We start from the raw sequence: 24008 nt of genomic DNA on the forward strand, positions 1-24008 counted from the left end.
TTCTAAACAATTTATTTAAGATGATGATACCAATTATAGGATACGGTAAGTTATGGCGCTTGATATAACTGATGAAAGTGAAATTTATAACTTAGATTCTTTGGTTAGCTATTTCCAAGGGGGGTATAAAGCAGAAGATGATTGGCGCATTGGTACAGAACATGAAAAATTTCCGTTTTATAGAGATGGTTTTCACCCTGTTCCTTATGAAGGAGAGAGGGGAATCCGAGCGCTTTTAGAGAGGATGCAAAGCGCCTTAGGATGGAAACCTATTTTAGATGAAGAGAATATTATTGGGCTCGTAGGATCAGTTGATCAGGGAGCCATTTCTTTGGAACCTGGGGGACAATTTGAATTATCTGGTGCACCATTAAAATCAGTAAGCCATACATATTACGAGTTGATGGAGCATTTAACTCTTCTCAAAAAAATTGCAGAACCATTAGGTATAGGTTTTTTAGGTCTTGGAGCTAGTCCAAAGTGGACTTTAGCTGAAACGCCGCGAATGCCTAAATCACGTTATCAGATTATGACTGATTATATGCCTAAAGTGGGGTATAATGGTCTTAATATGATGTATCGCACATCAACAGTTCAGGTTAATCTTGATTTTTCATCTGAAAGTGATATGCGGCGAAAAATGCAAGTATCCATGAAGTTACAGTCCATTGCAACGGCATTATTTGCAAGTTCGCCCTTTACAGAAGGGCGCCCAAATGGCTTTTTATCGTGGCGTTCTGAAATTTGGCGTAATACGGATAATCAGAGGACAGGCGTTCTGCCCTTTGTATTTTCTGAGCGTTTTGGTTTTGCTGATTATGTTGAATGGGCCCTTGATGTTCCAATGTATTTTGTTGTGCGGGATGGTCGTTATTATGATTGTACACACATAACGTTTCGTCAGTTTATGAATGGAGCATTAAAAGGACAAGTTGCAAATTCAATTCCAAACATGGGAGATTGGATTAATCACTTATCAACGTTATTTCCTGAAGTCCGCTTAAAAAGATTTTTAGAAATGAGGGGAGCTGATTGTGGTTCTTGGAAGCGCATTTGTGCGTTGTCGGCTTTTTGGGTTGGGCTTCTTTATGATAGGGAAGCACTTAATGAGGCAGAGGCTTTGACAAAAGATTGGTGTTTTGAAGAAGTTTTAGAGTTGCGCCAACGCGTTCCTAAAGAAGGGTTAAGAACTCCTTTTCGTCAAACTATTCTTTTAGAGTTAGCACGTCAAGCTCTCGCTATTGCTCGCAAAGGCTTAAAAAATCGCAAACAGTATGATACGAATGGTTTTGATGAAACAAATTTTCTTAATCCTCTAGAAGAGGTTGTTGCAATGGGACAAACAGATGCTGAAAAATTTTTGTCCCATTACTATTCTATTTGGAATGAGTCGGTAGAACCTTTATTTTTAGAATGTGCCTATTAAATTTGAAGCAAAGATACTTCCTACTTTTTTAAAAATGCATATCACCGTGGTGGTTCATTCACTCATTTGCTCTAGAGAGCATATCCTATCTTTCTTTTAACATTTCTCATAACGGAAAGGATACAATACAAAAATTTCTTGGGGAGTGTGATTTTTATACCCAATAATATCACGATATTTCCGTAATCATAATGTTGTCCCTTTGTACAAAAGATAGTTCATAAGAGATAAAGCTTATTATCAAACATTTTTTATTCACTTGGCTAAGCCTACTTATGAATAGGTCTGAAAATTATATTTTTTACTTTTAAAAGGGATAAAAAATATAATTTGCGGTTAATAGTCAATTATTATAATTCAATATACGATGCTTATATGAAAGAGTATTTTATTATACAAAAATTACGATATCAATCTTTCAGTGCGCTAAAAAGACAGTAGAAAAAATACCGATAGATCTATGTATGTATAACTCAATTTTATTTTTATAAAAAAAATAAATATATTATGTAAATAGATAGAAATAAAGATTATTATATATAATGAATGTGTTAATTACATCATTAAATATTGATAAATAAAAAATATTATCTTCATAGAGTTATATGAAATTATAAGCTATTCATAGATAAGAAATAACTATTTGTATGCAAAGGGGTATTATATTAAAATACTATTATTCTTGATAAAGAGGCACGAGATAAAGAGATTGAGCTTGTAACGAATGAGTGTTTGAATACGCACAAAAATTCAAAAAAGCACAACATTTCTATAGCAGAATAATCTTTATCAGTATGAGCGCAACTTATTATAGGCAATTAATCATCCCCATACATTGTAAATCTACTGTAAGACTGCTTTTAATGCTTTAAACTGTACTATTCATAAAATTTATAATATTTGTAGACTTAAAGCCTCTCATTTTAATCATATATCCTCAGTCTTTTCCATTGTTTTCATTATCTAGAAATTTGTAATCGTCTTTGTTATGCTCTCACTAGGATAAGCAGCTTTAAAATGTGCTCGTCCTTCATCCGTAATGGTATCACGCCTCTGTAAACCAGATGTTTTTCTTTCCTTTATTGAATTTGCAAACAAATGGGATTGTTTTTCATCATGAACAGTTACAGAGATTCAACGTTTTTATAAAGATACCGTGGAAAGCATTGACCTGTATCTATTGCATCTAGATTAGGCAAATTCTTAGCTATCAATACAGAAAAAACGCTTCGTGCTCCTATGCCTGTAATTTGTATCATCCTATTTTCAACTTTTTGTCCTATCAGGACTATACGAGGCATTTGGTAAATTCCATCGTTGAGATTCCGATTATAATAAAACCACTGTTGCGTAAAAGGATGATATGAACTCTGAGTGAGGCATGCCTCTTCAAATTCAAAAACCTTTCCTCTTATTAGTTCTTGCGTAACATTATAACTCCAACTTATCTTTTTTATATCTAAAGTGACAAAATTATCTATAGCACATGCACGTGTTGTTCGATCAGCATATGAATAGGTATCGTTAAAACGTTTTACTGCGCTATTATAAAAAGCAATCATATTATTTATATTTTCTGCTCAAGCTCCGCCCTCCAATGTTACGGCAACTCTTGCATTAAGATGTTTCATAAGAGGTCTTTCTACTCCTTTCTTATACATTTTTACTCATACGCCAGCCCTGCTTGTGACGTGCAAGCAAATGATTTTGATTGATTCAAGATAAACAGGTTTGAAATGAGAGAATCTTACGTTATTCGGGACTCTCATTTAATATGCAAAACAGTAAATTATGATTATAAATCAACATGTTGTATTTCAAAGCCTTTTTATGACTATAAAAAGAGTTTTGAAAAATAAAAAAGCTTTCATTGAGAGCAAAGAAAGAATGTATAAAAAGTATTTTCAATAAAATAATTATATTTGAAGTGCTGATCAAAGCTATTGAGAGTGCAGTCCATAAAATGAGCAGAAGTAGCTTGTTGGTGTATTTTCTAGAAAAATCATGAATGTTCGATTGTTAATTCATCCTTGCTTGGAAAGCTCGCTTCAGTTCAAATAGAAAAAGAGAGAGGTAAAGAGATTTATAGGATAAGATATGCTGGAATTATTCAGTATTAAGATGCAATGAATGCTGCTTATATTTCTCTTTTTTAACTATTTTATGAGAGTGAAAATTTAAATAATAAGAAAATAATTTTATTTATTTTCTTTAAACAGTTATTAGTAGATAAAAAATTCTCTTTTAATCTATAAATTAAAAAAATAATGATTTTGTAAAAGCCTTGTAAGCTTTATAGGTTAATTTTAAATATCATGCATTGATTTTGAATTATGCAGATTATTTATGTCAACCATAATAATAGTGAGCATAGACAATGACATTTAATTTTTTCGTCAATTTATTTCTATTTGTTATTTTTTTATTGTTGGTTTCTCAAAGTAAGAAAATGCAATGGAGTCTTTCACTACGTGTTATGCTATGGCTTATCCTTGGCTTGATTTTTGGAAGTGTTTTGCAGTTTATTTATGGAGAGGGTGAAAGCACTTTATTGAAATCCGTTGAATGGTTTAACATTGTCGGTGAGGGCTATATTTTATTGTTGCAAATGATTGTTATGCCATTGGTTTTTATCTCTATCGTTTCAGCAGTTGCTCATTTACATTCTGTTTATGCTGTTGGAAAGATGAGTATAATAACAATTTCAATATTGCTTTTTACAACGGCTCTTTCAGCATTGGTTGGTGTGCTTGTGGTTAATTTTTTTGGATTAACAACCGATGGTTTGGTGCATGAAGGGCAAAATGTTTCTGCTCTTCTTGAAGGTCATATTTCTAAACTTGGAGATATGAATATACCAAAGATGATTTTGTCTATGATTCCTAAAAATCCATTTGCTGAGTTGAGTGGAGCTAAACGTACGTCAATTATTAGTGTTGTGATTTTTGCGTCATTTTTAGGTGCATCGGTTCTTCTTTTAAAGAAAGATGAGCCAGAAAAAGGAGAAAAAGCGCTTTTATTTATTCAAGTGGCACAAGCTTGGATTATGCGGTTAGTCCGTATTGTGATTGCTTTGACGCCTTATGGTATTTTTGCACTTATGACGAAAGTAGGAGCAATATCGCGTATTACAGATATTTTAAATTTACTGGTTTTTATCATTGCCTCTTATGTCGGTATTATTTTAATTTTTGGAATTCATGGTGTATTGCTTGGTATTTCTGGGATTAATCCCTTTCGTTTTTTCAAAAAGGTTTTACCAGTTTTAACATTTGCTTTTAGCAGTCGTTCAAGTGCTGCAAGTATTCCTTTGAATATTGAAGCGCAAACACAGTGGATAGGTGTACCACAATCCATTGCGAGTTTTGCAGCTTCTTTTGGGGCAACAATTGGACAAAATGGTTGTGCTGGTCTTTATCCAGCGATGCTTGCGACCATGATTGCACCCTCTATGGGTATTAATCCTCTTGATCCTACTTGGATTGCTACGCTTATTGGTGTTGTAACGTTGAGTTCTATTGGTGTTGCTGGTGTGGGGGGAGGTGCTATTTTCGCTGCATTGATTGTGTTACCAATTATGGGGCTTCCTGTTACTTTGGTTGCTGTACTTATCTCTATTGAACCGCTAATTGATATGGGACGGACTGCTCTAAACGTGAGCGATTCAATGATAGCTGGAACGGTCACCAGTCAAATATTACGGACAACAGATAAAAGTATTTTTAAAAAATAATTTTAGATTATATTTTTTGGGGCTGTAAAACATCTGTAAGAGATATTTGCGCTGAACCAGGTTGTAGCGGTTTTTGTTGATTGGGATGAGGAGCCCAACCAGAGAGCCAGATGAAAGAAAAATGTGCACGAATACGTCCATCAGGATCACTAAATCGTTGTGCATAGATTTCAGCTGCGCGGAGAAAAAAACGTTTGGATACAGGGCGTCGTGAACGATTGATGAGTGCATTTTGCATTCCCATAGCTTTAAGATCGTGCATAAGGTCAAACATTGTATTATAACGTATTGTGATATCTTCAACGTCTGCTACAGGCAGGGCAAAGCCAATACGCTGTAAAAGAGCGCCTGCATCACGAATGTCGGCAAAAGGGTAGATTCTAGGGCTTGCTCCATCATAAATTTCACTTTCAGCTTGCAGCAGGCTTTCGCGCAATTCTCTTAATGTACCAGCTCCTGCCATAACAGCAAGAAATAAGCCATCTGGTTTAAGGGTATTTTTTATCTGGCTTAGAACACCAGGGGTATCATTGGTCAATTGTAATGAAAGAAGTGAAACAATAAGGTCACAGTAACTTTGAGGTAAATCAAGAAATTCTCGATGACGTAAATGAAATTTTTTATCATGGCTTTGATAAAGCGGATCGGTCTCAATGCGTTCTATGGAACAAACTTTTCCAGATTTCATTAAAGCTTGCGCAGCAAGGTCTGTATGGCTGTGTAAATCGAGAGCTAATGTAAAGAGGCGATCAACAGTGCTAAGGCGTTTATAGAGATCTTCTGCCATGTGAGAGAGTAAAAAGTCACATCCTTTTTTTGCTTTTTGAAAGGCACGTTTTCGGAATTGTTCAATGCGGTTATGATCAAAAATTAAAGGATGCGACATATTGTAGAACACTTTCGATCTATGAAAGAATATATTTTGAAAAGGTTCATTATTTGTGCAAGCTCTGTCAAGTTTATAATATGAAAGAAATAAATTTATAGAAGGTAAGAGTTTTTAAAGGAATTAAAATTATAAGTTTAGGAAATACAAAGGAACTTTTGTTCTGAGGGAAACTTGTAAAAGCCTAAATTTATAATGTTGTATTTTCGAGAAGCGGCGTTAAATAGCGGAGATATACTAAGTAAGTTCGTTGAACGCTTGAAAACGATACTTTATCCACCAATTTGTCCTGGATGTAAGCAAAATGTTTTTACTTATGGTACGATTTGCTCCGAATGTTGGAAAGATCTTCAATTTATCACAAAACCTTATTGTCCTGTTATGGGGACTCCTTTTGTTTGTGATATGGGGGATGGTTTTCTTAGTGGTGAAGCACTCCGTAATTCCCATCCTTTTTCACGTGTTCGCTCAGTCATTGTTCATAAAGGGCTTGCACGAACTTTAGTAACGCGCTTAAAATATGGTGATCATATAGAATTGGCATCATTTATGGCCAATTGGATGATGTTTGCTGGACGCGAGGTTATTGATGATTGTGATGTTATTATTCCCATTCCATTGCATTTTCGTCGTTTTTGGGAGAGGCGTTATAATCAATCTGCTGAGCTTGCACGTTACATTGCAGCATCACAAAAAAAGCTTTTAAAACCGAGTTGGCTTGTTCGTTGTCGGCATACCCGTCCGCAGGTTAGTCTTTCTTCGAGAGAGAGAAAACTTAACGTAAAAAATGCTTTTAAGGTTTCGCATAAAGTTAAAAAATATCTCAAAGGATGTTCTGTTTTGCTGATTGATGATGTATTTACAACGGGTGCAACAGTTACAGCAGCAGCTGCTGCATTAAAAGATGCAGGTGCACGACAGGTTGATGTGCTAACATTTTCGCGTGTTCTCAAAGAAGATTCTATTTTTCCCTCTTCTTAAGAGGAATTTAAAATGAATATTATTAAAAAATATTGGAGGATAATACTATGAAAGAGGTAATAATTTATACACGCCCTAACTGTCCTTATTGTACAAAAGCACGTGATTTGCTTAATAAAAAAGGCGTAAAGTATACAGATATTGATGCTTCCACATCCCTTCGCCAAGAAATGGTACAGCGTGCAAATGGACGTAATACATTTCCACAAATTTTCATAGGTGATTATCACGTTGGCGGTTGTGATGATCTTTATGCTTTAGAGGCTGAGGGAAAGCTCAATTCTTTATTACAAGGCATATGATATTTGTAAATTACATATTCTTAAGACCGTTTTGCAAGAAGGAGATAGTTAACGCCCATGTCTTTTGAGCGATTCCAGCTGTCGTTTAATGGGTTATAAGTAATACCTATCTCATCAATGACAGTCAGAGCGTTTTTTGATAAGAAATTTTTAAGTTCTAGAGGTTTTAGGAATTTTTTATAATCATGGGTTCCTTTAGGAAGCCAACGTAGAATATATTCAGCGCCTACAATAGCAAGCCCCCATGCTTTCCATGTGCGGTTGAGTGTTGAGACAAACATCACCCCTTGTGGTTTCAGCATTTTTGCTGTAGCTTCTATGAAGAGATTAACGTCAGCGACATGTTCAACAACTTCCATATTAAGGATGATATCAAATTTTTCTCCTTCATTGGCAAGTACTTCTGCTGTCGTCGTGCGGTAATCAATGGAAAGATCATTTTGAGCTGCATGGGTTTTTGCGACTTCAATATTTGTTTGTGCAGCATCAACGCCTACAACTATAGCACCAAGACGTGCCATTGGTTCAGATAACAAGCCTCCTCCACAGCCAATATCAAGAATTTTCAAATTGTGAAAGGGCGTAAGTGAAGAAGGGTCACGATTAAACTCTAAACAGATTTTTTCTCTGATGTAAGCAAGGCGTGTTGGGTTAAATTGGTGAAGAGGTCGAAATTTTCCTTGTGGATTCCACCATTCTGTAGCAATACGTGAAAAATGATCAATTTCACTTTGATCAATAGTTGTTTGTGTTTCATCGATCATGTTGCCTTCCTTTATTTTTAATGATCAGGTCAAGTAGATTTTATACAAAGTCAAGAGAAATTAATATAATCATAATGAAACTTGCACAAATGATAGATATTCGCTATGTCGAGAAAATGGTTAGTTGATACAGCATCTAATTCTCATTACTGTTTGAGATAAGAGATGTAAAGGTAAGAGTGTTATTAATGGCGCGCATTGTCATGAAATTTGGTGGAACGTCTGTAGCAAACATTGAATGTATTCATAATGTTGCAAGGCATGTCAAAAGAGAGGTTGATGCAGGCAATGAGGTTGCCGTTGTCGTATCTGCGATGGCTGGTAAAACGAATGAACTTGTTCAGTGGACAAGTGATGCTTCCTCTATGCATAGAGATGCTCGTGAATATGATGTTGTGGTTGCTTCTGGTGAACAGGTTACGTCAGGTTTGTTGGCTTTGACACTTCAAGAAATGGGGGTGAATGCACGTTCATGGCTTGGTTGGCAAATTCCTATTCATACAGACAATGCGCATGGCCGTGCACGTATTACTAATATTGATGGATCTTTTTTAATCGAGTGTTTTCAGGAAGGTCAGGTTGCCGTTATTGCTGGTTTTCAGGGGTTATCTCCGGATAACCGGATTTCTACCTTAGGGCGTGGGGGATCAGATACAAGTGCTGTTGCTATAGCCGCTGCTGTACAAGCTGATCGCTGTGATATTTATACGGATGTGGATGGTGTTTATACAACGGATCCACGTATAGAGCCGAAAGCGCGTCGTTTACCAAAAGTAGCTTTTGAAGAAATGCTAGAAATGGCTTCTCTTGGTGCAAAGGTTTTACAGGTTCGTTCTGTTGAATTGGCAATGGTTCATAAGGTTCGTACCTTTGTGCGTTCAAGTTTTGAGGATCCTGATGCGTTAGGCATGGAGGATCCAATGAGTTCTTCTGGAACACTTATTTGCGATGAGGATGAAATTGTGGAACAACAAAATGTTACTGGTATTGCTTTTGCTAAGGATGAAGCACAAATTTCCCTTCGTCGGCTTGCCGATCGTCCAGGGATTTCGGCAGCAATTTTTGGTCCCTTGGCTGAAGAAAGCATTAATGTTGATATGATTGTGCAAAATATTTCTGAAGATGGCTCAAAAACTGATATGACTTTTACTGTACCATCATCAGATGTAGAAAAAGCCGTTACACTTCTTGAAAAGAATCGCAAAGAAATTGGATTTGATGTTCTCCAGTTTGAAAGCGATCTCGCCAAGGTATCTGTGATTGGTATTGGAATGCGTAGCCATGCAGGTGTTGCCGCTACAGCATTTAAGGCTTTGGCTGAAAAGGGTATTAACATTCAAGCAATTACGACCTCAGAAATTAAAATTTCTATTTTGATTGATAGTGCTTACACTGAACTTGCGGTTAGAACATTACATGCTGTTTATGCACTTGATAAGGGATAAGTATTTTTTAGGTTCAACAGAGTTTCAATAACGTAAAGCTTTAATATATATTAATAATTTTTGTTAAGGATATTTATATTTTAACTTAAATGGAATATTTAATACAGCAGGACTCTCTCATTTTAAACTTGTTCATGATGAATTTAAAATGGTCACTTATACATTACAAGAGAAAGATGTTTGGGTAAAAAACTGTTTAAGAAGGGATATAAAATATGCCGTCTATAAACGTTTTAGAGCCTATAGAGTGAGATGGAGAAGACTTTACGATAAGCCTTAATAGAACTAAGGAACAATGCACTGCGTTTATTCAAAGAATGCATGTTACATGAGGGACAGCCTCGTGAATACAGATTTAATATTATAAATCTTAGAGAAATGGGAGCTCATTGGATTAGTGACGGAATTACCAAAATAGAATTGATGATGTATTTTCTAGAGATGTTTAGTTTGTCATCAAATGATTGTTTATGACTTTATGTATATCTTGAAAATTTAATTTTTTCCGTATTACGAGGCAATAAAAAATATATCTCTATAGATAATATTTATGTTGCACTATAAGTTATAAAATTACCATGTCTTATGCGTTTATAGCTTCTTCAGAAGTACTTTTCATAAAATAATGATAATGTTACAGTGTGTTTCTTTTATGATTTTATTACTTAAATTTTTTTCATGTCTATTTCTCTTTTTTGAATTATGATTAAGATTTTCAAAGTTTTTGATACCTCCATATGTTCTTTAGGTTAACTTTCTTCCCTTAACTACTCTATTATAAGTATTTTCTGTGTCATACTGCCAATCACACATGAAATACATTCTTTCGTTTTTGCAGTATATTGTGCTAGTTTCTTATCATGTTTACATATTTTGCAAATGGTGGTCTTTGTAAGCAAAACTCTTCTTGTGAGAAATATAGCCATATTATTTTACCCTTCTTGTATTTTATGTGGCGTTGTACAATTTGAAAGTTTCGGAAATATTGCTTTTTAAATTATCTATGAAGAGTATTTTATGATATCAAGAAATATAGAGCGTGCTCTTTAAACAAAAAGAAAATAAATATCAAATAAGAGCGGAAAAAGGGGAGAACAACGATATATATGCTCTATTTTTCCACCAATCATATGTTTTAGAATAGTCTAAATGACTAGGATTTTCTTTTTTCCCGCGAGTTAATTACGTAAACTAGAGTGCTCCCTGTGGAAGCATGCTTCAAGTTTAATTCTTTCATGGAGTGAGACAAGCGATGTGTCGATGATAAAAAACGGGAATATTTTTCCACTCCATTGTCAATCTAGTAGTGATGTTATGACGTTGTTATTCCAAATAAATCTTTTGTTTTTTGTTACCTGTATCAATATCTAATGTCAGTGCAGATGCATATTTGATGGTATATTGAGACGGATAAGGGGCCTACGAGCAACTCCTGTTTTTGTATGCCAGATAGGAATAAGGATGTTGCGTATACCTGGTGGGGTAATTTCTGAAATGGAGATAAAACCTAATTGGGTGAGATGAAGCCATAAAAGTGAAAACCAACTTCCATTTTACAACTTCCTTTTAATTCTGCTTTACAATTTTCAAAGGTATTGACAGCAATATCTTTTAAATAATGGATATTACACATTGGTTCACGTTTTTGTTTATTTGCGTTATTTAAATCTATATGCCTTTCACGTAAAACAAAACGCTATTATAGTGCCAATTTACGCGCTTGTTTTGAAAAAATATCTCTCAAGTCCATTTCACGGCACCGACCATGAATGGTATAACGGTAAAGCCATTGTGCGCCCCATCTCCTTCTTAGATCAAAGGTGTCAGTTGGCCGTCATCATTTAATTTTTAGTTTTTGTGTTGAACAACTCTTGTATGGATATGGTGAAGCAGTCTTCTTTCTTCAAATAATCCATATTTCTCATCGGCTTGTGACGTGTAAGAGAATAGTCTTGATTGATTTATCATGTACAGATTTGAAATGAAGAAATCATACGATATTTGAACTCCATTCAAGATTTATAATGATAAATTAAATATTTTTTATCCAAAAATAATGTGCTTTTAAGCAGATAAAAATTAAAGTTATTTAGAATACCGCAATAAAATCAGTAACGAGGAGGGTGGTTTATTGAAAAAAAATAAACCATGGAATTACTTAACTGATTATTGAATTTTGCTTATTCTTATCTGTTTCGTATGATTAAACATAAGATATTGATTTATAATAATTAATTTTTTCTTTATAGTGAATAATAGTCCTGACGAAAGGCAGCTTTTCTGAAACCACGAAGCCTTTCATATTGAAACAATTAAAATCATTTTTGTGCACACCATGAGTGGAGCCGGTGCATGAGTAAAAGAATATTGAAGAAAGGAATAAAAATATCTCTTATAAGTCTTCTTAAGAGTCAAAGGTGTTGTAACATTAGAGGCTCGTAAATAGTATGATGATGTTAGTTTTCTCCTTCATAAGTGTAAAGATGAGGCGAGACAACAGCTTTTACATTAAATATCGTCCGAACCCAACAAATGAGCGAAATCGCTTTTTAAAAGTTCTGCATAAAAATGTATTTTTAGTTAGTTTGTTAGGAACTATGAGAAATTCCTTTATTGCGCTTAATATAAATAAATCCATATCCCAGACCGATAAGGGCAGATAAACCTGAGCCACAAAGGACCCCAATTTTTGCCGCATCAAGCAGAATAATATCTTTAAAAGCGAGCATTGAAACAAAAATAGACATTGTAAAGCCAATTCCTGCTAAAAAACCAATGAGTAAAACGCCTGTCCAGGTCATATGAGGGGGGAGGCGGCATAGCCCTGATTTTACAGCTATATAACTGGCAGTGATAATACCAAGAGGCTTACCGATGAAAAGACCAATGACAACACCCAAAACAATCAAGAATGATTTGTCAGAAGAAAGATCAAAGTTTGCAAAACTTACTCCTGCATTTGCGAAGGCAAAAACTGGCATGATACCGTATGCAACCCATGGATGCAATGCTTTTTGAACACGTGTTACTGGGGCGATCATGGCCCGTTGTCCTTTGCGCATCTTTTTCAATGCTGTTGAAATATGATGCAGATCTGTTTTTGTATTTTTTTCTTGAAGAATTTGCATAGCGTTACTGAGCATGGTGAGTGGCGCTACAAGAGTACGGGTAGGAAGAACGGGAGTCATCATCCCTAAGATTACGCCAGCAAGCGATGGGTGAACGCCTGTTACCATTAAACCCCACCAAATGATTGCACCAGGTAAAATGTAAAGCCATGCTGATGCAAGCCCGATCCACTGAAAAAATAGTACCAAAGCAATACCCGCTCCTGCAATCATTAAACCGCTAGGATCAATGTTTGTTGAGTAGAAAAAAGCAATAATAAGAACAGCGATAATATCGTCAATAATTGCTAATGATAGAAGAATAATATGAAGATTAGAGGGAATTTTTTTCCCTAGAAGAGCAAGAATACCTAGAGCAAAGGCAATATCTGTTGCTGTTGGCACAGCCCAACCGCGGATATGTCCCTCGTTAAAATTGAAGATAAAGTAAATAATTGCAGGAACACAAACGCCCCCTATTGCAGCAACAATTGGTAAGATTGCTTGTTTAAAATCGGCAAGAGCCCCTTCATGAATTTCGCGTCGAATTTCCATTCCTGCGACGAGAAAGAAAATAGTCATAAGGGCATCATTAACCCAGAAATGTAAATCCCATGAAAGAGTGAAATGACCCAAATTAAAGCCAAGAGGTGTATGCCAAAAAGATTCATAGAAAGCAGCATATTTAGAATTGGCAAAAATAAGTGCAGAAGCAGCAGCTAATAAAAGAACAACACCACTAAGAGCTTCAATATGGAGAAAACGCTCGATAGCAGAAAGCGCTTGATTAGTGACACGAGAAGCGCGATTAGGCAGGCGATTTGAAGATAAATCAGACATGAACAACTCCAAGCATCGTCAATTTTAGATTCTATACTCTCTGTATAAATGACTTTGTATGATACCTTCTGTATCATACAAAAGAAAAAAGAGGAATAAAGTTCTTAATTTATAGACAAGATCATCATGTTTAAAGCACAAAATGTTTAACGCGACGCTTCATTTTTAATAGTGAGATGTACTTTGCTTAAAGCCTTAGATAGATCATTTTGTAGAGCAGATTCGAGATCAACTATTGCGAGACCTTTATTATCTTTTGCTTTAATTTTAACGATCAATGTTTGTGGATTTTTAGCAAATTCTCCTAAGGATTTTGAAATTTTTTCTGCTTCGTCATGATTTTTTAGCAGAATTTTTGGGGTCTGCGTCATCATTAGATAGAAATCGTCATAAAGTTCCTTTTTTAGATCATGTTGGCTGTCATTAAGATTTTGCGCAAGATAAGAAAAAAGCTTATCAATGAAACCTGCATCCGTATATTGTATATCAATTTCATTGATGCCAAGGTCTTGAGACGCAGCAATCATTATATTTTTCTGACCAGAAAAAAGCTTTTCATCAACATCAATAACCTTAGCCGAGATGTTCCCAGATCCAACGTTTTTCATATTGAAAGACATTGTATCAAGAAAGAGCATACGTTTTTTTTCATCGTAAGAAATATCAATTTTTCCTGAAACATTAAAGCGCTCAAAGTTCAGATTTTTGAAGAACTCTAAGTCTTTTTCATTCATTTTTTTAGGTAAAACGGAAAGGTTATTGAGAGAAAGAAAAAGCTTTTTAGGGATAGGTTGTTTCCACAAACTTGGTTTGAATTGGAATGATTCGAGCGTTGCTTTCAACTGCGGTATATCAACGGTGATATTATCAACTTTGGCATCCGCTGAGGTAATGGCGAGCAGTATGTTTAGAAGAAGACCATTTTGTGCTACTTTTTCAGCGATTTTATTATTCTCTTTTCTTGCATTAAGATAAGCTTTGATTAATTTTTCAGGAGTTTGCTCAAGCGGTTTCATCTTTAAACCAGATGTTTTAAACTGCCCAAGGAAGAAAGAGCTGTTTTTTTCTGCTTCTTCAAAAATATCGACACTTATATTATTCAAAGAAATGGGGCCAGTAACGGTTTTACCTTGATTGAGAGCATTGTTTTTTCCAAAAATGATAGAGTAGGCATAGTTGATGTCGATATCATGGGCTTTTATTGTATTACTTTTAGCCATAAGTTGCATCTGTTTGGCACCATTTGCTACGATCGTTTTAAGATCCATATTTTTGATACTAACTGAATGGATATGGTTATTTCTAAAATCAGAAAGCTGGAAATTCTTGATTTCAACCGTTTCTGTTCGGTTATTTTTATTTTCTATAGAAAGTTGTATATTGGGAGCAATAATTGAGGAAAGCTCAATACGCATCATTGATTGTAAAAGACGTGATGTTATCGTTCTATCTTTTTCTTTTAAGGATACATTCCGAAGGGAAATTTGGGGAATTTGCACATGAATATTATTATACTTTAAATCAACATTATAAAATGTAAAAGTTCCGGGAATAAAGGAAAGAGGAGGACGGGCAGAAATGGCGCCAATTTTAAGTGATGTACCAGCTGGAACAGGTATTGTCACATTCTTCAAATTGATTTTACCTAGAATGCTTACTTCAGATGTTTCGGCTTTTATGGAATGACGGGCTATTTCTTTTCTTACAAAACCGTCAAGATAGGGTTTTGCAATATAAAATCCACCAACAATTATAATTGCCAAGATAGCAACAAATCCAATAATGCAAGTGAGCCAATATCTGAGGTTACTTTGATACCCACTATTAAGATTGACCATTCTTTCTTCTTTCATTTTTATCACTCTTTGAATTGAGAGTGAAGATAAATTCTTTTAAGCAACGACAAAGGTTTAAATATAGCGTGTACCAGTTTCAACAATTATCTACTCTCTATATTAGAGTTATTCTCATCTTTTTTGCAATATAGCTTTATCAACTTTTATCAATTTTCTTTGGGTTCAGCACTTTATAGAAAAGCACGCATAATAAGGAGAGGCAAGTTTATGCGCATCATAATTTTTTATCACTTTAAAATTATCCTAAAATATTTCGATGTCTGCTTTTATCTTGCTGCTGTTTATAGGAATATTTAAAACATAAAAAATATGTTCTTGTTCATTATAATTTAATGGGGAGAGGTAAGTGTTATGACAGAAAATCAAATAATGGCTTTTTCGATCATTGGTCTCATGATGGTTGTTTTTATTTGGGATCGATTTCGTTATGATCTTGTTGCTATTTGTACTTTATTAATAGCTTGTGCCCTTGGTCTTGTCAGTCCGAAGGAAGCTTTTAGCGGTTTTAGTAATGATATCGTTATTATCGTGGGGAGTGTGTTTGTTGTCAGTACGGCTGTATCTCGCTCTGGTATAATGGAATTTATTATTCAACGGATATGGCCAGACGTGAAATCGGTGCGTCTTCAATTAGCGTTTTTGGTTCTTTCTGTTGTCGTATTATCAATGTTTGTTAAAAACATTGGTGCTTTGGCGATTATGCTTCCGATAGCTTTTCAGTTTGCACGTCGTTCTCAGGTTTCTCCTTCTGTCTTTTTGATGCCCATGGCCTTTGGTTCTTTGTTGGGGGGGCTTATGACACAGATAGGAACATCTCCCAATGTTGTTATTTCAGCGATGCAAGAACGTTTAGCAGGAACACCTTTTACTATGTTTGATTTTACACCAGTTGGTGCGGTTGTTGCGACGGCTGGTGTTGTATATTTGGTTCTTTTTTATTGGCTTTTGCCTGTGCGTGTGCGTTCAGGTGTATCATTTGATGATGCCATTGATATTCGTAATTATGTTGCAGAAGTACATATTCCAATAAATTCACCGATTGTGGGAAAAAATATTGTTGATTTGGTTAAGCCATCAAGTGGTGATGTTATGGTGATTCAAATCATCAGAAACAAAGTATCTATTTCACCATTACCAGATTTTGTTTTGTCTGAAAATGATATTATTTTGCTGGAAGGATCACATACAGGGTTAGATAGCGTGATGAATTCTGCTCGTTTAGAGTTTTCTAAGGGGCGAACTATTGTTGCAGGTGATAAGGACAGTAATATTGATATTATTGAAGCAGTCATTACCCATAATTCACCTCTTATCGGTATTAGTGCGAAAGAGTTTTCCTTATTTGATCGCTATAATGTAAATTTGCTTGCGTTAAGTCGTCAACATGAAAGGGTGCGGGGAAGACTTGATGATATTATTTTCCATCTTGGAGATGTGATTGTTTTGCAAGGACAGGATGCAGTTATTCCAAATTTATTAAGAGAATTGAAATGCTTGCCCCTAGCAAAACGAAATATTGTGTTTGGAAATTTACGACATGGTTTCATCTCTTTAGCTGTTTTATTTATAGCAATTATTTTTACAGCTTTTCATATTGTTCCAGTTGCTTTTTCTTTCTTTTCTGCTGCTGCTGCAATGGTGATCTTTCGTGTTTTGCCCGCGCGTGATCTGTATCAGGCATTAGATGGCTCAATATTAGTGCTATTAGCGGCTCTTATTCCAGTGAGTGAAGCGTTAGAGAAAACAGGATGTACGGATCTCATTGGTCAATGGCTGAGCCAATTGGCAATATTTTTCCCGCCATCCGGTGCTTTAGCGCTTATGTTGGTGACAGCTATGTTGGTTACGCCATTTTTGAATAATGCAGCAACAGTGATGATGGTAGCACCAATTGCGTCAAGTTTTGCTCATTCCCTTCATTATAAGCCTGAAGCTTTTTTGATGGCTGTTGCAATTGGTGCGGGCTGTGAGTTTCTTACACCTATTGGACATCAAAGTAATATGCTCGTGATGGCGCCAGGAGGATATCGTTTTAGTGATTATCCACGTTTAGGTGCTCCATTGGCGGTGTTGATCGTTATTATTGCTGTTCCAATGCTTATGTGGGTTTGGCCTTTACAATAGGATATTTTTAGAAACTTTAAGAATCAATTATAAAAGGTTGTTAATCGTATGAAGATAAGTTGAAGGGATATACTTTATATAAAGAGCTTTAACTGAAGATTTGGAATTATACCACACTGTAATCATGGCGCTTCGGTATTTTTGATACAGATAAAAATTTATCTATTTGGTTTTAGTAGATATTCATGGAAATTTACTGTTTATTCAAGTTTTTTCAAGAATTGGTTTTTCTATTATAATTGTATAATCCAATACAACCAACGATTGCGGTTGAAGACTTTAAAAGATTATTCCTCTATATAATGGAGAGAAAGTTCGCTTGAGATGATAGGCAATCATGATAAATATTAAGGCAGTGAATTTTTCATAATATGTAAAAGCTGTAATGTGAACAAACAGGGTGCTTACATCATTTTCGATTAAGACTGTTGCAAAAATCTGATTGAATTGGCTACATGTTGATTTAAAATAAATAAACGAGCAATTTAAAGATTTTTAGTTAATTAGGGCTACCATCTTTATCCATTTATGCGTAAAAGCACAGGTGAAGTAACTTTTTTCAAGGTATGATATATGTCGTATGATAGTTTTATTGCTGAAGTGAATGCAGAATTTCGTCAGGAAAAGGCGCTTGCTTTTTGGAGACGGTATGGTTTTTCAATTATTGGAGCGGCTGTTCTTTTTATATTCATGATAGTTGCTTATCAAGTTTACCATCATACACAAATAAAGAAAGCTGGTTATATTGGTGATGCATTTGTAAAGAGTCTTGATCTTGCGGATACACGTGATTTTGATAAAGCGATAAAGCAATTAGAAACTGTTAAAACCTCTCATTTTGGGGGGTATCCTTTTCTTGCTCGTTTACGTGAGGCTTCTTTACTCATGGAGAAAGGTGATATTATTAAGTCAGTGGAGATCTTTGATTCTGTTGCAGCGGATGAGAAAGCACCGCAGATTTTGCAGAAAGTTGCAAAAATTCGGGCGGCTTATATTCTGGTTGATACAGGGACATTAGCTGATGTTGAAAAGCGCATCAAAGATATGGCAAGTGATACCGATCCTATGCGTATGTCTGCAAGAGAAGCTTTAGGCTTAGCTGCTTATAAGGCGGATAAAATGGATGAGGCGGTTTATTATTTTAAGAAAATTTCTGAAGAAGGTTCTTTGGGTTTAAAAATAACAGATCGGGCTCGAATGATGCTTGAGCTTATACAAGCTGAGGGCAAGGCAAATAAGGAATAAATCGATGAGCCTTACCATTGCTATCGTTGGTCGTCCCAATGTTGGGAAGTCAACACTATTTAATCGTTTGGTTGGGCAAAAATTGGCTTTGGTTGATGATAAGCCTGGTGTAACACGTGATCGGCGTATTCATGCGGCAAAACTTCAAGATCTACGTTTTGATGTGATTGATACGGCTGGGCTGGAAGAAGCAGGTGATCATACACTTGAGGGGCGTATGCGTTCTCATACAAAAGTTGCAATTGATGAAGCGGATCTTATTTTATTTGTATTTGATGCAAAGAGCGGAATAACACCAAGTGATTTAAATTTTTCTTCATTGGTTCGCAAATCAGGAAAGCCAATTGTGCTTGTTGCCAATAAGTCTGAGTCAAGAGCGGCAACAGGAGGAGAGTATGAGGCGTGGTCATTAGGTTTGGGAGAGCCATGCCCAATATCGGCTGAACATGGTTTGGGACTTAGTAATCTGCGTGATGCAATTATAGATGCTGTTGGGTCAGAGCATGTTTTTGGCAACAACAAAGAAGAAGATAGAATGATACAACCTGCATCTGTTGGTGATGATGTAAAGGATTTGGAAGAAGAAGAGCTTATTTACGATGAAAGTAAGCCCATTAGGATTGCAATTGCGGGGCGTCCCAATACAGGAAAATCCACTCTTATCAATAGTATGTTGAAACAAGAGCGATTGTTAACAGGACCAGAAGCAGGACTCACGCGTGATTCTATTTCTGTAGATTGGGAATGGCGTGGTCGTCATATTAAACTTTTTGATACTGCAGGTTTACGTCGAAAGTCGAGAATTCAAGAAAAATTAGAAAAACTATCTGTTGCAGATACTTTGCGTGCTATTCGTTTTGCAGAAGTGGTGGTCATTGTTTTTGATGCAACGATACCTTTTGAAAAGCAGGATTTACAAATTGCTGATCTTGTGATTCGTGAAGGGCGTGTTCCAGTTATTGCTTTCAATAAGTGGGACCTTATTGAAAACAGTCAGACCACATTGATTGATTTGCATGAAAAATGTGCGCGATTTCTTCCTCAAGTTCGTGGTTTGAGAGCTGTTCCTTTATCAGGACAATATGGTCAAGGGATTGATAAACTGATGGAAAATGTCATGATGATGCACCGTGTATGGAATCGTCGCATTTCGACGGCTAAATTGAACCAATGGCTTGGAACTGTTGTGGCACATCATCCACCTCCTGCGGTTTCTGGACGTCGACTTAAGGTTAAATACATCACACAGGTTAAGACACGTCCTCCTGGATTTATGATTTCCTGCTCGCGCCCCAAAAGTATGCCTCAGTCGTATTTGCGTTATCTTGTCAATGGGTTACGTGAAACATTTGATATGTCTGGTATACCCATTCGCATATCATTACGAGCCTCTGATAATCCTTTTGCGACACGTTCCAAGAAGAAATGATAACTCTTTAATTTTTTAAGTGAATGAAATCTATACTTAAGAATCTTAAAAATAAGTTTTTTAAATGATCGTGCTTTTCATAAAAGAAAAAGTTTTATTTGCTAAAGTTTTAATTTTATTGATAATCATTTATCATGAGCGCTATTGAATAGAGTTCTCTCATCTTGATAAAGATCATTTATTTGCATGTCATGAGAAGAGTTTAATAGGGAGTATTTAAGAAAGAGTACATAATCCTCTTAATGGGTTATTAAAGTGCAAGAATAGATGCAATATGAGGGTAGGGGAATGTAATTATGATGCTTGTTTGAAAAGCAGCATTAGATTATCGTTTCATAAAAATAAAGCTTATGAATAAGCGCTTTTGCTTACGATAGTTTGTCTGAATAAAAAGCAAAAATATTTGCTGAATCTACGGATATTCAATTGTAAAGAGCGAAATTCATAAAAGTGGATTAAAATTGTATAAAGTAGTATGGTAATCGTATTTAAATTTTATTGTGTTCTATTGGCTTAATCTATTTGAAATTTTGGATTTATTAATATCTTGTATTTAAAGGACCTTCTCTTAATACCCTCAAGCTCATTTCGTGATGAGGCCTGTAATGGCGTATATAAAATACTTTACGAATAGGATCATATAGAAACCATTGATTATTTCATTTTCATAAAATAAAAAGTGCAAGTTTATTCGAATAAAAGGAGAAAACCAACGCTCTCATACTGTTTTTAGCTTTCTATGTTCTCTTTCAAAACTAGGACTGATATAACATTGGGAGTCGGAAAATAAGATGGTATTGGTTTACACCTTTTGTTAAGTGTAAAAATGGTTGTTCTATGAGTTTTATATTATTCACGTGAACTTTTCGTTATACATTCACGGGTGCTGTCGTGAAATCGGTTTAGGTGCTTGGAATATCTTTTTAAGAAAGCGTGTAAATTGAAAAATACGTTATTTCTGCAATAAAATTTATACGATAACTTGTGATAGATTTCTTTTAGTATCTTGACGAATAAATTCGGGAACAATATGATGCACACGGTTTTATGAAATGTATTCTTGCGTTGCTTTTTAATTAAGGAGCCAATGATGGCGATGGGCGAGAAACCCGTTATGAGCCGTAAGGAGGCTGAAGAGGAAAAGCAAGGAGAGTGTCTTCATTCAGAGGATTTGGAATGTCGTAGTAGGAACTTAAGCGTAGCTTTAGTGCGCAAGCAAGCATTAAAGAAGCGGGAGCATAGGAATAAGCGGGAAAAATCACAAGGAAGGATGGCAGGTGCAATTAAGCTTTCCAGTGAGTTTCTGGCAAGTATTATAGTTGGTATTGTTTTGGGGTTGGGGTTTGATAAGTTAGCAGGTTCATGGCCTTGGGGATTGGTATTTTTTCTCTTCTTTGGATTTGCTGCTGGTGTATTGAGTATTCTTCGGTCTGTGGGGTATGTTTCCTCCAGTCAATTAGGAAAAAAAGGCGTATTGCGCCAAGATAAACAAAATAAAGGGGCCAATGAGAGGTCCGATAAATGAGGTTGAAGTGACAGCGCACGCTCCAGATCCTATTCATCAGTTTGAGGTTTTAAGGCTGATTAAGATTTCCATAGGAAATATGGATTTATCGTTTACAAATGTATCATTGTTTACAGTTCTCACGGTTGTTGTAACTTCTATTTTTCTCTTTATTTCATCATCGAGTCGTGGATTGGTTCCAACGCGGATGCAGTCTCTTTCGGAAATGGCATATGAATTTGTAGCATCGACTCTGCGGGAATCATCTGGTGTGCAGGGAATGCAGTTTTTTCCTTTAGTTTTTTCTCTGTTTACTTTTATTTTGGTTGCTAACTTTATTGGTCTCTTTCCTTATTTTTATACGGTTACGTCTCAAATCATGATCACGTTTTCGTTAGCAATGGTGGTAATTTTGACGGTGATTGGTTATGGCTTTTATAAGAATGGGGTCAGTTTTTTGAAACTGTTCGTTCCCAGTGGAGTTCCTGTTGTGGTTTTACCTCTGGTGACAATGATTGAGGTTATTTCTTTTCTCTCCCGTCCAATTAGTCTTTCTCTTCGTCTTTTTGCGAATATGCTTGCTGGTCATATTACGCTTAAAGTGTTTTCTGGGTTTGTTGTTTCAATGATTGGGGTAGGAATCGTAGGTGTTGGTGGTTCGATTTTACCGCTTATTATGACTGTAGCAATTACTGCTCTTGAGTTTTTGGTCGCATTTCTTCAGGCTTACGTCTTTACGGTTTTAACTTGTATGTATCTTAATGATGCAATTCATCCAGGACATTAATAGAACTGGCGGTTTTCCGTCGAATAATGCAATTTCGCTTTAAAGGAGAATAACATGGAAATGGTGCTTGCAGCAAAATATATTGGCGCTGGTCTTGCTTGCTTTGGTATGGCTGGAACAGCTTTAGGACTTGGTAATATTTTTGGTAGCTATCTTTCTGGTGCATTACGAAATCCATCAGCAGCAGATAGTCAGTTTGGACGTCTCGTCTTTGGTTTTGCTGTAACAGAAGCTTTGGGAATTTTTTCATTGCTCATTGCTTTATTACTTCTTTTTGGGGTTTAATCATTATCAAAAGGGTATATCTGTTCTTGCATGAGGAAAGATTTACCCTTTTAGGCTCTTAACTAGAGAGATGCCAGAGAGATGTTTGTCAGTTATCATCGGTTATAGAGGGCTTTAATAAGCTATTTAAAGGATGAAAGAAGATGTTTGTTTCAAGCGCTTATGCACAGAACACTGAAACGTCGATAGAACATATTAAAAAGGTAGCAGAGCATGCAAATCGTGTGTTTCCGCCTTTTGATTTTGTGCATTTTGGTTCGCATTTTTTCTGGTTGGCAATTTCTTTCGGACTGTTTTATCTTTTTATCTCCCGTGTAATTGTACCACGTATTGGCGGTGTTATTGAAACACGGCGAGATCGAATCGCATCTGATTTAGATCAGGCAATGCGCATGAAGCAAGAAGCAGACATTGTTGTTGAAACTTATGAGCGGAAATTAGCAGAAGCGCGTTTGAACGCGCAGGCTATAGCGCAGGTAGCTAGTGAAGAATTAAAAGAAAAGGCAGAGCTTGAACGGAAAGAAATTGAAGAGAGTCTAGAGAAAAAACTCGCAGATGCTGAAAAACAGATAGCAAAAATTCGGGATAAAGCGATGCAAAATGTTGGTTCTATCGCTGAAGAAGTAGCTCTTGAAATTGTGAAAAAATTGATTGACGTTGATATCAGCAAAGAGGCTGTTCGTTCAGTTGTTAAAACTGCGGATTATTGAGGAAGACAAAGATGACTGATACTTTTTGGGCATTTGTTGGGTTGGTTCTTTTTTTGGCTCTTTTAGTCTATTTCCAAATTCCACAGAGGGTTATACACCATCTTGATGCGCGCGCGAAACGTATCAAAGATGAACTGGATGAGGCTCTGCGTCTTCGTGAAGAGGCACAGGAAATATTGGCTGAATATCAACGCAAACATGCAGAAGCAGAAAAAGATGCGCAAGAAATTATTGCAGCAGCAAAGCATGAAGTTGAATCTGTTATTGCTGAGGCCCGTGCAAAGGCAGAAGAATATGTAAAAAACCGCAATAAATTGGCAGAACAAAAAATTGCCCAAGCAGAAGCGGATGCAATACGCATGGTTTCTTCATCAGCGATTGATTTGGCAATTTCTACAGCACGTACCCTTATTGCAAGGGAAATAGATTCTAACAAGGCAGATGAACTTATCAAAGAGTCTCTTGAGAAAGAATCATTTATCAAAATGAAAACATATCTTAATTAATGATATTTGAGAGATAAAGAACAGTCTCTTTGGTTGCATAATTTTCTCAATATTAATTAATAAAAGTCATAAAAAAGA

The 24008-nt window shown here is 35.8% G+C and carries 18 protein-coding genes; 13 read left to right on the forward strand and 5 right to left on the reverse strand.

Going from position 1 to position 24008, the window contains the following annotated elements; genetic code table 11:
- Positions 1-52 precede the first annotated feature (52 nt).
- Complete coding sequence (locus tag ACFIL3_RS03145) at positions 53-1426, forward strand: glutamate--cysteine ligase (protein WP_375612076.1); 1374 nt, start codon at positions 53-55, stop codon at positions 1424-1426.
- 1124 nt (positions 1427-2550) lie between these two features.
- Here ACFIL3_RS03145 and ACFIL3_RS03150 read toward each other — a convergent pair.
- Complete coding sequence (locus ACFIL3_RS03150) at positions 2551-2988, reverse strand: type ISP restriction/modification enzyme (protein WP_375612077.1); 438 nt, start codon at positions 2986-2988, stop codon at positions 2551-2553.
- 815 nt (positions 2989-3803) lie between these two features.
- Between ACFIL3_RS03150 and ACFIL3_RS03155 the strand changes: the two genes are divergently transcribed.
- Positions 3804-5159 carry an L-cystine transporter gene (locus ACFIL3_RS03155; protein WP_375612078.1) on the forward strand — a complete coding sequence of 452 codons (1356 nt, stop codon included), beginning with the start codon at positions 3804-3806 and terminating at the stop codon, positions 5157-5159.
- Positions 5160-5166: 7 nt separating this feature from the next.
- On the opposite strand, the gene ACFIL3_RS03160 is transcribed toward ACFIL3_RS03155, so the two are convergent.
- Positions 5167-6045 carry a methyltransferase gene (locus ACFIL3_RS03160; protein ID WP_375613540.1) on the reverse strand — a complete coding sequence of 293 codons (879 nt, stop codon included), beginning with the start codon at positions 6043-6045 and terminating at the stop codon, positions 5167-5169.
- Positions 6046-6240: 195 nt separating this feature from the next.
- Between ACFIL3_RS03160 and ACFIL3_RS03165 the strand changes: the two genes are divergently transcribed.
- A complete protein-coding gene (locus tag ACFIL3_RS03165) occupies positions 6241-7026 on the forward strand; it encodes a ComF family protein (RefSeq protein ID WP_375668503.1) in 786 nt (261 codons plus the stop codon).
- A gap of 47 nt (positions 7027-7073) precedes the next feature.
- Positions 7074-7328: a glutaredoxin 3 gene (gene grxC, locus ACFIL3_RS03170; protein WP_375612081.1), complete on the forward strand. Its 255-nt coding sequence runs from the start codon at positions 7074-7076 to the stop codon at positions 7326-7328.
- Positions 7329-7348: 20 nt separating this feature from the next.
- Here grxC and ubiG read toward each other — a convergent pair whose 3' ends face one another.
- Positions 7349-8092 carry a bifunctional 2-polyprenyl-6-hydroxyphenol methylase/3-demethylubiquinol 3-O-methyltransferase UbiG gene (ubiG, locus tag ACFIL3_RS03175; RefSeq protein WP_375638029.1) on the reverse strand — a complete coding sequence of 248 codons (744 nt, stop codon included), beginning with the start codon at positions 8090-8092 and terminating at the stop codon, positions 7349-7351.
- Positions 8093-8280: 188 nt separating this feature from the next.
- On the opposite strand from ubiG, the gene ACFIL3_RS03180 reads away from it, so the two are divergent.
- The gene (locus ACFIL3_RS03180) at positions 8281-9537 is read left to right on the forward strand and encodes an aspartate kinase (protein WP_375612083.1); all 1257 of its coding nucleotides are present in this window, start codon (positions 8281-8283) and stop codon (positions 9535-9537) included.
- A gap of 2588 nt (positions 9538-12125) precedes the next feature.
- Here the strand turns inward: ACFIL3_RS03180 and nhaA are convergent.
- Positions 12126-13484: a Na+/H+ antiporter NhaA gene (gene nhaA, locus ACFIL3_RS03185; RefSeq protein ID WP_375618444.1), complete on the reverse strand. Its 1359-nt coding sequence runs from the start codon at positions 13482-13484 to the stop codon at positions 12126-12128.
- A gap of 146 nt (positions 13485-13630) precedes the next feature.
- Positions 13631-15337, reverse strand: coding sequence for a hypothetical protein (locus tag ACFIL3_RS03190; RefSeq protein WP_375638035.1), 1707 nt, complete (start codon positions 15335-15337; stop codon positions 13631-13633).
- A gap of 354 nt (positions 15338-15691) precedes the next feature.
- Here ACFIL3_RS03190 and ACFIL3_RS03195 point away from each other — a divergent pair, with 354 nt between their 5' ends.
- From ACFIL3_RS03195 to ACFIL3_RS03230, 8 genes are all read left to right on the forward strand, one after another.
- The gene (locus tag ACFIL3_RS03195; protein ID WP_375681831.1) at positions 15692-17464 is read left to right on the forward strand and encodes an SLC13 family permease; all 1773 of its coding nucleotides are present in this window, start codon (positions 15692-15694) and stop codon (positions 17462-17464) included.
- Between the two features lie 573 nt (positions 17465-18037).
- Complete coding sequence (locus ACFIL3_RS03200; protein WP_375612087.1) at positions 18038-18709, forward strand: tetratricopeptide repeat protein; 672 nt, start codon at positions 18038-18040, stop codon at positions 18707-18709.
- Between the two features lie 4 nt (positions 18710-18713).
- Entirely contained in the window at positions 18714-20138 is a 1425-nt protein-coding gene (der, locus tag ACFIL3_RS03205; RefSeq protein ID WP_375681832.1) for a ribosome biogenesis GTPase Der, read from the forward strand.
- 1090 nt (positions 20139-21228) lie between these two features.
- A complete protein-coding gene (locus ACFIL3_RS03210) occupies positions 21229-21663 on the forward strand; it encodes an AtpZ/AtpI family protein (RefSeq protein WP_375612110.1) in 435 nt (144 codons plus the stop codon).
- A gap of 7 nt (positions 21664-21670) precedes the next feature.
- Positions 21671-22429 carry a F0F1 ATP synthase subunit A gene (locus tag ACFIL3_RS03215; RefSeq protein ID WP_375681195.1) on the forward strand — a complete coding sequence of 253 codons (759 nt, stop codon included), beginning with the start codon at positions 21671-21673 and terminating at the stop codon, positions 22427-22429.
- Between the two features lie 54 nt (positions 22430-22483).
- Positions 22484-22714 (forward strand): F0F1 ATP synthase subunit C, encoded by a 231-nt coding sequence (locus ACFIL3_RS03220; RefSeq protein WP_005773968.1) that lies wholly within the window; start codon positions 22484-22486, stop codon positions 22712-22714.
- A 143-nt stretch (positions 22715-22857) separates the two neighbouring features.
- Entirely contained in the window at positions 22858-23424 is a 567-nt protein-coding gene (locus ACFIL3_RS03225) for a F0F1 ATP synthase subunit B (RefSeq protein WP_273790398.1), read from the forward strand.
- An 11-nt stretch (positions 23425-23435) separates the two neighbouring features.
- Positions 23436-23930, forward strand: a complete 495-nt coding sequence (locus ACFIL3_RS03230; protein ID WP_375612090.1) for a F0F1 ATP synthase subunit B — start codon at positions 23436-23438, stop codon at positions 23928-23930.
- Positions 23931-24008 lie beyond the last annotated feature (78 nt).

This window comes from Bartonella sp. CE47NXGY, assembly GCF_042195415.1.
Taxonomy (GTDB): Bacteria; Pseudomonadota; Alphaproteobacteria; order Rhizobiales; family Rhizobiaceae; genus Bartonella.